The organism is Candidatus Seongchinamella marina, from assembly GCF_026262685.1.
Taxonomy (GTDB): domain Bacteria; phylum Pseudomonadota; class Gammaproteobacteria; order Pseudomonadales; family Halieaceae; genus Halioglobus; species Halioglobus marinus.
In genome coordinates, this window is sequence record NZ_SHNP01000003.1 from 76248 (window position 1) to 89545 (window position 13298).

The window sequence follows — 13298 nt, forward strand, 5'->3', positions numbered from 1 at the left end:
GTTCAACCAACCGATAGTCACTATCGACATTAAAAATAACGGACGTAAACCTCTATTTCCAGGCAGCTTTACCGACGCTCGTCCCTTGTTGATTGGCAGACGGTCCATATAGTGCCTGACTGTTTCCTGACCACTATATACAGTATCAATTAATGCACCTCGCCTTTAACTGGAACGCTAAAAAAATTTTTGGCTAGTTAATGTGAGCCAAAATTCCGTCCAGCTCGTCAAGTGAGCTGTAATTGAGTACCAACTTGCCCTTTCCTTTGGCAGAGTGCTGAATCTGCACCTTGGTGCCAAGACGCTGGGCTAAATCGTCCTGCAAGTGCCTAATATTAGGGTCTAGGGTTTTGTTTTCCTTGGGCCTGTCTTTACCCGCGAGCAAATTGCGCACCATAGCCTCTGTCTGGCGCACAGACATGGCTTTGCCGACGACCTGGCCCGCAGCATGTGATTGGTCACCTCCCTCCAACGCCAGCAGCGCCCGCGCATGCCCCATTTCCAGATCACCATGTTCAACTAACTTGCGCACGTCTTCCTGCAGGCTCATCAAACGCAGCAAATTGGCCACGGTGGATCGTGATTTACCCACGGCATCTGCCACCTCCTGCTGGGTAAGCTCAAACTCTTGTTGCAGGCGCTGCAATGAGGCAGCTTCCTCGATAGGGTTAAGATCTTCCCGCTGGATGTTCTCAATCAGGGCCATGGCAATGGCTGCTTCATCTGGCACATCGCGAATAACAGCTGGAATGGTATCCAGGCCCGCTAGCTGAGTGGCCCGCCAGCGACGTTCTCCGGCAATAATTTCGTACTTTCGATCGGATATCGGCCGCACTACGATAGGCTGCATAACACCCTGGGCCTTAATGCTGTCAGCCAACTCTTGCAGAGACTCCGGCACCATATCGCGACGCGGCTGATATTTACCGCGCTGAATCAGGTCAATCGGAAGCTCTTTAAGCAATTTGTCTGGGTCCGCGGCCACTTCCGATACGGTCGACTCCGAAGCTTCGGCAGCCTCACTGGCCGTGGCGCTCGCACCTAACAATGCATCCAGGCCGCGCCCCAGGGAACGTTTTTTCGACATCCTGCCTCTCCGTTTATTCCGCTACCGGGGCTGAAGCGGGTGCCACAGCCTGCTGCGCGAGTTTTTCCTCACGCCGTATAATTTCTCCCGCCAATGCCATATAAGCTTTGGACCCGCGTGAAAACTTGTCATAGTACATCGCAGGGATTCCATGGCTGGGTGCCTCCGCCAGACGCACGTTACGGGGCACTACCGTACGATATACCTTGTCGCCGAAGTGCTTATGCAATTGATTGGATACCTCGTTGGTGAGGCTGTTACGAGGGTCGTACATGGTGCGCAATATGCCCTCTACTTGCAGCTCACTGTTCACTGACTCCGCGATTTGGGAAATGGTGCGAACCAGGTCTGACAAGCCTTCCAAGGCAAAATACTCACACTGCATAGTAATAATAACCCCATCAGCGGCAACGAGGGCGTTCAGTGTCAGCATATTAAGCGAGGGCGGGCAGTCAATCAGCATGTAGTCATAAGCTGCAGATGCCTCAATAAGGGCTGCCCGCAAGCGGCGTTCCTTATGCTCCACCTCAATTAATTCAACTTCTGCGGCAGTCAGGTCGCTGTTGGATGGCAGCACGTCAAAACCACTGTCGGCGGCATGCTGCGCGACTTGACTGACCGGGGCGCGATGCACCAGGACATCGTAGGTGCTGCGTTTAACGCTATATTTGTCGATGCCACTACCCATGGTGGCATTGCCCTGAGGATCAAGGTCTACCAGCAGAACACGTCTGTTCATGGCGGCCAGGGAGGCGGCCAGATTAATGCAGGTCGTAGTCTTACCGACACCGCCCTTCTGGTTCGCAATTGCAATTACTCTTGCCACGATTTCCCCTGGTAGCTGTTGTAGCGCTGCATTCAGCGCAAAGTCATATCCACCAAATGGCGCTGCTCCTGCAGACCTGGCACCGTCACTGAGTGCACGGCCTCTAGGTGACAACGGTCTTCCACGGCGGCAATTTCTTCCCCTGGATAGGCACCCTTCATCGCAAAAAAATGGCCGCCTGAAGCCAATAGATGACGGCAATCGTCGACCATATCCTCCAAAGAGGCAAAGGCCCGGGAGAGCACCGCGTCAAATGGGGTCTCCGAATCGAATGCCTCCACTCGCGCCTGGTGAACGACCATATTATCCAAGCCAAGCGCAGTTTTCACCTGAAACAGGAAACGGGTCTTTTTGCCATTGCTATCCAACAAGTGAAACTGACGATCGGGAAATACGATAGACAGGGGCACACCGGGCAAGCCGCCTCCCGTTCCCACATCTATCAAATCGTCGCCAGCCAGGTAGGGCGCAATCGCCAGACTATCCAGCAAGTGCTTGGTGACCATTTGCTCTGGGTCGCGCACTGCCGTGAGGTTGTATGCGCGATTCCATTTAATCATTAGCTCCAGATAAGCCAGCAGACGCTGCTGGGTCGAGCTGTCAGTCGCGACCGCCAACGCGTCGCAACCCCGGGCCAATTGGTTGACGAGGACTTTGTCCAAGTCAGGCCGTCTTGCGCGAATCGTCGCCCTTGATCGCACCCAGGGCGCCACGCTTTTTCAGGTAGATTAACAACAAGGAAACTGCGGCGGGAGTCACCCCGGGTATGCGACCTGCCCTGGCCAGAGTGTCTGGCCTGCCTTCACCCAATTTTTGTTTGACCTCATTGGAAAGACCATCCACTTGCTCGTAGTCCAGGTCTGCAGGTAAGGCTGCGTTTTCATAACGCCGAAGGCGATCAATGTCACCTTGCTGACGATCAATATAGCCGGCGTACTTGGCCTGTATGGCAACTTGCTCCGCCGCTTGCAGGTCTGTCGTCGGCTCTCCTTTGAGACCGGCGATGTCTGCGTAGTCCAGCTCTGGTCGCTTCAACAGATCAGCCAGTGAATATTCTCTCGCCAGCGGGCTGGTAAGCTTGTCAGCCAGCTTCTCTGCTTCTGCACTTCCCGGTTGCAGCCAGGTGCTGCCCAGGCGCTCTGCCTCCCTGACAATGGCGTCACTTTTTTGCTCAAAGCGTTGCCAACGAGCATCGCCTACCAGGCCCAGCTCGCGCCCTTTGCCAGTCAGCCGAAGATCAGCGTTATCCTCGCGCAGCAATAACCGGTGCTCAGCACGGGAGGTAAACATGCGATAGGGCTCCATGGTACCCATGGTAATCAAGTCATCCACCAACACACCTATATAGGCCTCGTCACGACGCGGACACCAGGCCTGCTCCCCCTTAACTGCCAGGGCAGCATTCAGTCCCGCCAACAAGCCCTGGGCGGCCGCTTCCTCGTAACCTGTTGTGCCATTGATTTGACCGGCGAAATAAAGGCCGGGCAAGGCCTTGGTTTCCAAAGAAGATTGCAAATCCCGAGGGTCAAAAAAGTCATACTCGATAGCATATCCGGGGCGCGTGATGTGAGCATTTTCAAAGCCCTTAATGGAATGCACCAGATCTATCTGCACATCAAAAGGAAGGCTGGTTGATATGCCATTGGGGTATAGCTCCGGTGAAGTCAGCCCCTCGGGCTCAATGAACACCTGGTGAGAGTTCTTATCGGCAAAGCGATGTATCTTGTCTTCAACACTGGGACAGTAACGTGGGCCAGTGCCTTCTATCACCCCAGAAAACATGGGCGACCGATCGAGGCCAGCGCGAATGATGTCGTGGGTGCGCTCATTGGTATGAGTAATCCAGCAACAGCGCTGCTCGGGATGCTCGTCTACACTGCCCATAAAAGACATGACGGGCAGGGGTTCATCACCCCACTGCTCATCCAGCTCACTGAAATCTACGCTGCGCGCATCGATACGCGGTGGAGTACCCGTTTTCAGTCGCTCCACCCTGAAAGGCAGTTCTCGCAACCGCTGGGCCAAGGCAATGGACGGAGGATCACCGGCACGACCACCCGCACTGTTCTCCATACCAATATGGAGCTTGCCACCGAGGAAGGTTCCTGTCGTCAGCACCACCCGGGAAGCGCGGAAAACGACACCCATCTGGGTAATGGCACCCACAACAACACCGCTTTCAATTAACAGATCGTCAACAGGCTGCTGGAAAATGCTTAAATTCTCCTGGCCTTCAAGTATCTGCCGGATGGCATTACGATACAGCACCCGGTCAGCCTGTGCCCGGGTGGCACGCACCGCCGGGCCCTTGCGGGAGTTAAGGACTCGAAACTGAATGCCGGCGAGGTCAGTGGCTCGACCCATCGCGCCACCCAGGGCATCGACTTCTTTCACCAAATGGCTTTTGCCAATGCCGCCAATAGCCGGGTTGCAGGACATCTGGCCGAGAGTATCAACGCTGTGAGTTAGTAACAGGGTGCGACAGCCCATGCGCGCCGACGCCAGGCACGCCTCAGTGCCTGCGTGCCCTCCGCCGATCACGATCACATCGAACTGTTGTTTGTATTCCACTGCGCTGACCTCAGCTGTCGGCATAGCATAGAAAGATTGGGGGCGCGATTATACGTGTGGTGAGCCCGGTGTACAAAAATTGTTCGGCAGTAAAAATGCCAAGCTGCCCGGTTCAGGCAAGGCTGCAGAGCAGGCCTGGTAAACCAGCATTAGATCCGACTTCAGCTGCCGACTCGCTGGTCACACCACGTAAGTAGCTCAGCTATAATTTGCTCCCGCTCAGGCTCATTAAATATTTCATGGAAAAGCTCAGGGTAGAGTTTCAGGGTTTTATCCGTTGAGCTCACTGAATCATGCAAAAAGCGTGAACCGTCGGGCGCAGTCATCGAATCGCTCTCGCCATGCATAATTAACAGCGGCAGGGTGATGCTACCTGCCTCAGCCTGCACCCGATTCATCGCCTTAAACAGCTCTGCAACAAACCGCGCCGACATTTTGCCGTGGTTGATCAGGGGGTCGGCCTTATAGGCCTCTACAACTGCCGGGTCACGGCTAACCCCCGCTGCATCTAACTGCATGACACCCAGCTTTGGCAGTAGCAATGAAAGCAGCCGAATCAGGGCAATCTGGCCAACGCCTGGCTCCAGTTCTGATTTAATGGCCGGCCCGGATAAAGCACAGGCAGCAAACTGCTGCTGGTGTTGTAGTAAAAAGCAGGCGGCTATCAGGCCACCCATACTGTGCCCCAGCAAAATAACAGGCAGGCCTGGAAAATCCGCCACTGCTCGCTGCCGAAATATCTCCAGCGTATCCAGGTGATGTTGAAAATCATCCATATGCCCGTAAGTGCCATCAGACTTGCCATGGCCGACATGGTCAAGGGCCGCTACAACATACCCGGCAGCGCAAAATGAGGCCGCCAGCTCGGCGTAGCGCGCGCTGTGCTCGCCGGCTCCATGTACCACTAAAAGCAGGGCACGGGGCGCCTGTTCTGGCATCCAGTACTGAAAATAAATTGAATGGCCAGCGGCGCCAGCTAATGTGTCTTCCCGATGTTGCATTGCGCAGCTCCCTACCCCGCTTCAGCGAGGAATTTTCCAATTTCATCCCAGGCCTCGCGGGCCTCAGTGAGTTGAGGATAGAACATATGCCAAACATGAACCACGCGGGGCCAGGTTTGTAGTGTGGCCACCGACCCGTTGGCTACTGCTCGGTTAACGTAGCGGCGGCCGTCATCCAGCAACATTTCGGCCTCACTGGCATGAACCAGAGTGGGCGGCAGGTTTCGAAGATTCCCGAATACGGGAGAAATCACCGGGCTGGATGGTTTGACCCGATTCTGCACCCAGCCGCCCCACAACAGCAGAGGGCGTGGAATCTTCGTCAGGCCCTTGAACATGGGACCAAGCATCGCATCTGTTTCTACATTTGCCTTCATGCTGGGCCCACTAAAGGTCGCATCGGTAACGGGTGATAGTGCAACCACCGCATCCGCCTTTTGCGTACCATGATCTCTGGCCCAGGCAGCCATCATTAACGCCAAATTGCCGCCAGCTGAGTCTCCGGCGATATAAATGCGCTGAGCAGGCGATACGCCATCCGGTCCATTTTTGAGCAACCACTCGAAAGCTGTCTGGCAATCAGTTACACCGGCCATGCGCCGGTGCTCTGGCATTAATCGATAATCGATCGCGAGCACCGCACATCCTGAAATCTCCGAGAAGCGGCTGGTAATCACGCGGTGACTGCGCGGGCTACCCATCACAAATGCCCCCCCGTGGATGTACAGCAGGCGACGCGAACTATCCGCGCCTGGAGCAATGACCCACTCTGCGGGGACATCTCCGGCGGTTACCTGGGTAAAGCTGGAAGCAAAGTCGATGCCGTCTGATAACTGGTCCATGCGCTGGCGCATCAATGCCAGTTGCTGCTTACGCGACGCTTTAGCGGTCGGGCTTGCCGCTATCGTCAGCGAAGCTACTACCTGATCGTGCTCATCATTGGGCTCTTGCCCCTTAAATTGTTCGCCTAGCGGGGTATCGAACCCACTGAGGCTGGGCCCGCTCAAATAAAATCGGGTAAAAGCTACCGCAATCACCAGGGCGAGTAGAAAAATTGCAGTCCACAACATCAAAAAGGAATCCAGTTTTAAGTGAATCGGCATTCTGTGCTCGATAGCCTCACTAAACAAGTACCATAGAGTTCAGCATCTGGCTTGTGCCAGCGACTAAATTTTGGTTAGCTGCATCTGCAATTAAATAATAATCAACATGGAGTCAGTAGATGTCTGAATATCATGTCTTACCCCCGTTACTCGGGTTGGCCGGGCTAGCAATCGCCTTTATCATTTATCACATTATGGTTCGCCACGATCACGGAGATGGCGTCGTCAAGAAAATTGGCGACCAAATTCATCTTGGTGCCATGGTATTCATGAAACGCGAATATAAGATGCTGGCCATTTTTGCACTGGTACTGCTAATCGCTATCTACGTTTCGCCGCTGGGCGCAAATACAGCAATCGCCTTCTTGGTAGGTGCATTGTCCTCTGCAACCGCAGGGTTCCTGGGAATGTTCGCCGCAACCAAAGCGAATGTTCGAACCGCTGTTGCAGCTCATAATCACGGTCAGGATATGGCCCTGTCGGTATCGTTTTACGGCGGCTCGATCATGGGTCTATGCGTCGCCTCATTAGGTTTGATCGGCCTGGGTAGCCTTTACTGGTACTTTGGTGGCGACCCCCAAACTGCTCACGCTATTCACGGATTTGGCATGGGTGCCTCGGTAGTTGCTTTGTTTTCTCGCGTTGGTGGCGGCATTTTCACCAAAAGCGCGGATGTCGGTGCTGACCTGGTCGGAAAAATTGAAGCGGGGATTCCTGAGGATGATCCTCGTAACCCTGGCGTCATTGCCGATAACGTGGGCGATAACGTCGGGGACATTGCCGGCATGGGATCTGATATCTTCGAGTCCTACTGCGGCTCTATGATTGCCTGTATTGCCATCGCAGCAACCATGGCCATTGGCGCTGAGGAAAAAAGCGCGATGATGTTCTTGCCTCTGGCTCTAGCCACTATTGGCCTGTTGGCCTCCCTGGGCGGCATCTTTATTGTCCGAGCCCGCAGCAGCGCTGCTCCTGAGGTTGCATTGCGCACTGGTACACTAGCGGCACCTGTGATTTTTGCAGCGATGGCTTACTTCATGATGTCTTCAATGGGCCTTGGAATTAACATCTGGTATTCCGTTGTTGCTGGTGCTGTTGGCGGCGTACTTATCGGCCTCATCACTGAGTATTACACTGGCGGAAAACCTGTTGAGCGTATTGCCAAGTCAGGAGAAACTGGCGCGGCAACTGTGATGATTACTGGCTTGGCAGTCGGAATGCAGTCGGTAGTGTTGCCCGTGCTGTTCCTCGCGGCAATCATTTGGGTGTCCACCAGCCTGTCAGGACTCTATGGCGTTGGTATCTCGGCGGTGGGCATGCTGGCAACCGTCGGCATTACCATGGCAATCGATGCCTATGGCCCGGTAGCAGATAACGCCGGTGGCATTGCAGAAATGGCTGGTATGGGGGAGGAAACCCGCAAGATTACCGATGGCCTTGATGAAGTCGGTAACACAACCGCAGCCATCGGCAAGGGCTTTGCAATTGGCGCGGCTGCCTTGGCCGCTCTGGCAATCATTGCCGCTTTTGTTGAAACCGTGCAGTCTAACAACCCGGCTTTTTCGCTGGAAATAACTAACCCCACTGTACTGGTGGGCATGTTCATTGGTGGCACCGTACCCTTCCTGATTGCATCTATCACCATGACTGCTGTCGGTGAAGCCGCTTTTGATATGATTACCGAAATTCGCCGGCAATTTCGCGAAATACCGGGCCTGCTGGAAGGCAATGCAGAACCTGATACCGCGCGTTGCGTCGACATCGCCACTACAGCTGCCCTGCGCAGAATGATTGCACCAGGCGTTATAGCCGTTGCCACTCCTGTATTGGTGGGTTTTGGGCTCGGAGCCGCCGCTTTAGGTGGCATGTTAGGCGGCGCTCTGCTGGCCTGTGTGCTCATGGCTCTGATGATGGCTAACGCCGGCGGCGCCTGGGATAACGCCAAGAAGTATGTTGAAAAAGGCAATCTGGGTGGCAAAGGTTCAGATACCCATGCCGCTGCGGTCGTTGGCGATACGGTAGGCGATCCCTTCAAGGATACTTCCGGTCCCGCAATGAACATTCTGATTAACGTCATGGCTATTGTTAGCCTGGTGATTGCTCCTCTGCTGTAACCTTGCCGCGGGGCACCATGCCCCGCGTCTTACCCCTTTTTATCGGCTCAAACGGCTGTACCAAAAGCCGCTATTTCCCCTATCGACTACACTGTTCCTGGCAGCTGAGAGATACTCGGCCGATAAAACTCTGCACCCGCAGAAAAATACGCAGGACAACTACTATGGCCAGGTGGAAACGCAAGGAAATAGAACAAGCCTTTGACAAGTTTCAAGCGGCTGCTCTCAAAGGAGCGCAAACCAAAGACTGGTCTGACTGGTCTAACTGTTTTACCGAAGACGCGACCTATTTTGAGCATAATTATGGCCGTTATTGGGGTCGGCAACGAATCCATGAGTGGATTACCCACACCATGGACCAGTGGCCCGCCAGTAATATGACAGCGTTCCCTGTCCGCTGGTACAGCATCGATAAAGAAAAAGGCTGGGTATTTGCGGAAATTATGAATCGTATGGAAGACCTAGGTGACGGCAACATCTACGAAGAGCCTAATATCACCATTCTCCATTACGCGGGAAACGGACTATTTAAATACGAAGAGGACGCCTATAACCCCAATAATATGGGCGTCATGATTGGCCAGTGGCTCACTGCTAAAAAAGCGATCGAGCAGCCCAAGAAAGAGAAAAGTAGGGACTGATATTGGACATCAATGCGCAACGCAACATCGTTCTGAGATTCGACATGCGTTGCGCTCCCCAGTGCCCCGACAGCCAGACCAGTCGCTATCAGGCGGCCATTGCAATGGCCAGTTGGGCAGACCAAAACAGCGTAGACGTAATTGGACTCTCTGAGCACCACGCCACTGAGGACGGTTTTCTCTCAGCACCTCTGCAACTCGCCGGAATGATGGCTGCGGTTACCCAGCGTATCCGTATCAGCGTTAGCGCACTGCTTGTTCCACTGCACGATCCACTAAGATTGGCAGAAGACATCACTGTGCTGGACCTGGCTTCCGGTGGTCGTTTCTCTGCGACTTGCGGACTGGGCTACCGTGAGCAGGAATATCAGATAGCAGGGGTAGACTGGAAAACCCGAGGCAAGGTATTTGACAGCAAGCTGGATTCGCTATGCAAGCTACTCGCTGGCAATACGGTTTTAAATAAAGGCACAGAAATTACGTTGGCGCCGGGTCCAAATTCATCCCTCCAAAGCCTGCTTATGATCGGTGGCAACAGCAGCGCTGCCGCCAGACGCGCCGCCAGACTGGGCTTGATATTCAGTCCGGCAATCGATGACCCTGAGTTAGAACAAATCTACCGGAAAGAGTGTGAAAGATTATCGAACTGGGGGATGACTATTTTCCCGCGTAAGCCCGCCACAACGTTCATCTCCGAAGACGCAACAGCAACATGGGATCTCATCGGGCCCTACCTGTTGCACGATGCCATTGCTTACGGTGCTTGGCGGCATACCAGTCGACGAGCCTATGCTGAGTCTTTTGCGACTGATATAGAACAGTTAAAAGCTGAAGGAAAATATCGCATACTCTCACCGCAACAGGCTATCCACGCCATTGAAAGTACCGGTTCGCTACACCTGGCACCCTTATGTGGTGGAGTCCCAATAGAGTTTGGTTGGCAGAGCCTTCGCTTATTCGAGAATAAAGTGTTGCCGGCATTAAAATAAACAGTGAGAACTGTAATGTAAAGATCGTGACGAAAATAAGAGGCGTAGAGGTGCGAACATCCTTGTTCGCAGAAGTGCAACCTTGCACCGTTTTGAGCGTCTCACAAACCAGCTGACCGTGCGATTACGGGCCATTACACAGCCTATTGATTAAATTGAACGGTCACTCAGTTATCGCTACCCATTTATCATCAGTACGTTGAGCCAGCCCTAAGCGCAGTAACTTTTTGAGCGCGTCGTCAACTTCGAAATCCAGGGTCGATTGCCAACGTTGCTCGAACCAGCGCTCTATTGTCTTGTCCAATTCTACTGCTGACAGTGAATCGCCGGCGGCCAACAGAAAATAGTAGGCCAACAAACTTTCGTTACACTCGGAATCTTCAGCTTCGTCAAGTAGCCTGAATATCACGCCTGCGTTGTTATCCAGAAGCTTGAAATAAAGACTTTCAGTTAATGCCTGTGAGAAGCGGGCTTTCCGACTTCGAAAACTGGAATATTGCTTCCACAAATAGCCACCCAGGGCTCCCAGCCCCGCCAACAGAGCCAGCACTGTGGTTTTGTTTAATTCTACAGGTTCACTACTAGTGCCTAGCCAAAAACCCACTAAGGATCCCAATAATAACAGTGTTGTACCAAGCTTGGTCGTCATAACAATGCCGCCACTCACCAAAGCAGGAACACCGATCAATATCTTGTCCCAGGTTCGCATACCCACTCGGGTATTTGGAAAGAGCATCTCGACATCAGCTCCAGGCACATTCTGAAACAGTTTAATCATTGTGGAGCCCGGCTGGCATCCACCGAGCGTACTCTCAGGGTCAATGCTATCCTTTAACCGAAGGTAAAGCACGACGCGATCATAATTCACAAACTCAACCTGACGCCGCCAAAGACCAAACAGTTGAGTGATCTCTTCCCTGCGAGAAGAGGCTCCGCGAGTAAATAGCAAAGCTTCTTCAAATTCATTTAAATCTACATGCAGTTTCAAACTGAAAAGCGAGGTTCTATCGAACGCTAGCTCTATTTCTTCCCTGCTCACACGCTCATAGTTTGCACGGTCCAGTATTTGCTCGAACAGAATTGCCAGTCTATCTGCTGCCTTCTCATCTCTGAACTCCTCTATTGTTCTAGTATCCGCGTCAGGGTCCAATGGACTGTACGCATGCTTGAGTTCCTGTTTAAGCTGGTGAAATTCAGATTGGAAATAAGACTCTACTTTTTTGAGACCTGCCGAAAAATCATTTTGCTGCTGTTCGTTAAGCTCCTCTCCTGCCAGACACATGTGCACTAGATCAGTACGTCGAAAAGGGATAAAACGGAGCTTGGGAAGTTTTGACATAGTGAGTAGTTACCTCATATTTATGACACTAGGGTTAATCGCGTTTTCAGCAAGCGAAAAGACCGACCGCTATTCAAATACGATGCTAAGCAACCTTAAGTGTGACTTCAATATTGTTAGGTTATACTCGGCCGGCAAAAAATAACCGCAAAGTACTAGTAAGAGGTTAGCAATAAATGCAGTTCACCGAACAGCACAACGAAATCCGTCGTACGGTCTCCCAGTTTGTGAAAAAAGAGATTAATCCCTTCGTGGAAGAGTGGGAAGAAGCAGGTATATTTCCAGCACATGAAGTTTTTAAAAAAGCCGGGAACCTGGGTTTACTGGGTATCCACAAACCGGAAGAATATGGCGGGCTAGGCCTGGATTATAGTTATGCGCTGGTAGCCCAGGAAGAGTGGGGGAGCGCATCTCATGGCTCGGTGCCACTGTCCATTGCGGTACAAACTGACATGGCGACACCTGCCCTTGCAAGGTTTGGATCCGATGAACTTAAACGCGATTTCCTGACGCCCGCTATCGCTGGAGATATGGTCACCTCTATCGGGGTAAGCGAGCCACATGCTGGCTCTGACGTTGCTGCTATTAAAACTACGGCCATAAAGCGCGGTGATGATTATGTGATTAATGGCACTAAAATGTGGATCACTAATTCCACTCAAGCCGATTACATCTGTCTTCTGGCAAACACGTCAGACGATCAGAAACACGTTAACAAGTCGTTAATTATCGTGCCCACTGATGTCCCCGGATTTTCGACATCATCTCGGCTGAACAAATTGGGCATGCGTGCCTCTGATACGGCACAGCTTTTTTTCGACGATGTAGTCGTTCCGCAGCGCTATTTGATTGGAGAGGAGGGTAAAGGTTTCACCTATCAGATGATGCAGTTCCAAGAGGAGCGCATAGCAGGCAGCGCTATCACTATTAAAGGCCTGGAAAATTGTATTAACGAAACCATCGAGTACACCAGTCAGCGGCAGGCGTTCGGAAAGCCCCTTTTAAACAACCAGATCATTAACATGAAATTAGCAGAGATGCAGATGGAAATTGAGTCATTAAGAGCACTGACCTATTGCGCCTGCGAGACTTATATTAACGGAGGGGACCCAACTTTATTGGCGTCTTACGCGAAACTAAAAGCGGGTAAACTTTGTAACAGTATACCTACCGAATGCCTGCAGTTTTGGGGCGGCATGGGTTATATGTGGGATAACCCCGTTGGAAGGGCAATGCGCGATATGCGCTTAACTTCCATTGGCGGGGGTGCCGATGAAGTCATGTTGGGAATCATTGGAAAAATGATGGGCTTAGGCAAACAACCATGAATTAAAAACCTCGAATTAGAGGTCCGAGGACCTCTTTAAAAAGAAATTACAAGCCCATTCGGCGCACTGTAAGATCACGCATCATTTCTTTAGAACCACCTCCAATCGCGAATCAGATATTATCAAAGCGTCAATGCAATGGTGCGCAAAAGAAGAATTTAACGGCTCATCAGACTTCGCGATCTATTGTTGTGTTACCTGATGGCTACTAGTCATGCCATTAAAAACATGAATTTGCTACGACATTCGATCGAATCTTTAGCAACTGAACGCTACCTGGCAGAGAAAAGTACGTTATT

At 52.3% G+C, this 13298-nt stretch carries 11 protein-coding genes; 4 read left to right on the plus strand and 7 right to left on the minus strand.

The features are described from left to right. Nucleotides 1-193: 193 nt before the first annotated feature. The 6 genes from EYC87_RS08755 to EYC87_RS08780 form a co-directional block, all read right to left on the minus strand. The gene (locus EYC87_RS08755) at nucleotides 194-1087 is read right to left on the minus strand and encodes a ParB/RepB/Spo0J family partition protein (protein WP_279252542.1); all 894 of its coding nucleotides are present in this window, start codon (nucleotides 1085-1087) and stop codon (nucleotides 194-196) included. Nucleotides 1088-1100: 13 nt separating this feature from the next. Further along, a complete protein-coding gene (locus EYC87_RS08760) occupies nucleotides 1101-1913 on the minus strand; it encodes a ParA family protein (protein WP_040542491.1) in 813 nt (270 codons plus the stop codon). 32 nt (nucleotides 1914-1945) lie between these two features. Further along, nucleotides 1946-2575 carry a 16S rRNA (guanine(527)-N(7))-methyltransferase RsmG gene (gene rsmG / locus EYC87_RS08765; RefSeq protein WP_279252543.1) on the minus strand — a complete coding sequence of 210 codons (630 nt, stop codon included), beginning with the start codon at nucleotides 2573-2575 and terminating at the stop codon, nucleotides 1946-1948. A gap of 1 nt (nucleotide 2576) precedes the next feature. Next, nucleotides 2577-4508 carry a tRNA uridine-5-carboxymethylaminomethyl(34) synthesis enzyme MnmG gene (gene mnmG, locus EYC87_RS08770; RefSeq protein WP_423243970.1) on the minus strand — a complete coding sequence of 644 codons (1932 nt, stop codon included), beginning with the start codon at nucleotides 4506-4508 and terminating at the stop codon, nucleotides 2577-2579. 137 nt (nucleotides 4509-4645) lie between these two features. Continuing rightward, nucleotides 4646-5485: an alpha/beta hydrolase gene (locus EYC87_RS08775; protein ID WP_007230447.1), complete on the minus strand. Its 840-nt coding sequence runs from the start codon at nucleotides 5483-5485 to the stop codon at nucleotides 4646-4648. Between the two features lie 11 nt (nucleotides 5486-5496). Further along, nucleotides 5497-6588 (minus strand): alpha/beta hydrolase, encoded by a 1092-nt coding sequence (locus EYC87_RS08780; protein ID WP_279252545.1) that lies wholly within the window; start codon nucleotides 6586-6588, stop codon nucleotides 5497-5499. Between the two features lie 119 nt (nucleotides 6589-6707). Between EYC87_RS08780 and EYC87_RS08785 the strand changes: the two genes are divergently transcribed. From EYC87_RS08785 to EYC87_RS08795, 3 genes are all read left to right on the plus strand, one after another. Continuing rightward, the gene (locus tag EYC87_RS08785; protein WP_279252546.1) at nucleotides 6708-8702 is read left to right on the plus strand and encodes a sodium-translocating pyrophosphatase; all 1995 of its coding nucleotides are present in this window, start codon (nucleotides 6708-6710) and stop codon (nucleotides 8700-8702) included. A gap of 164 nt (nucleotides 8703-8866) precedes the next feature. Beyond that, nucleotides 8867-9343 (plus strand): nuclear transport factor 2 family protein, encoded by a 477-nt coding sequence (locus EYC87_RS08790; protein ID WP_279252547.1) that lies wholly within the window; start codon nucleotides 8867-8869, stop codon nucleotides 9341-9343. Nucleotides 9344-9345: 2 nt separating this feature from the next. Next, on the plus strand, nucleotides 9346-10332 hold the full coding sequence (locus tag EYC87_RS08795; protein WP_279252548.1) for an LLM class flavin-dependent oxidoreductase: 987 nt from the start codon (nucleotides 9346-9348) through the stop codon (nucleotides 10330-10332). Between the two features lie 163 nt (nucleotides 10333-10495). Here the strand turns inward: EYC87_RS08795 and EYC87_RS08800 are convergent, their stop codons facing one another. Beyond that, entirely contained in the window at nucleotides 10496-11671 is a 1176-nt protein-coding gene (locus EYC87_RS08800) for a DUF3754 domain-containing protein (protein WP_279252549.1), read from the minus strand. A gap of 176 nt (nucleotides 11672-11847) precedes the next feature. Between EYC87_RS08800 and EYC87_RS08805 the strand changes: the two genes are divergently transcribed. Beyond that, nucleotides 11848-12999, plus strand: coding sequence for an acyl-CoA dehydrogenase family protein (locus EYC87_RS08805; RefSeq protein ID WP_279252550.1), 1152 nt, complete (start codon nucleotides 11848-11850; stop codon nucleotides 12997-12999). Nucleotides 13000-13298: the final 299 nt, after the last annotated feature.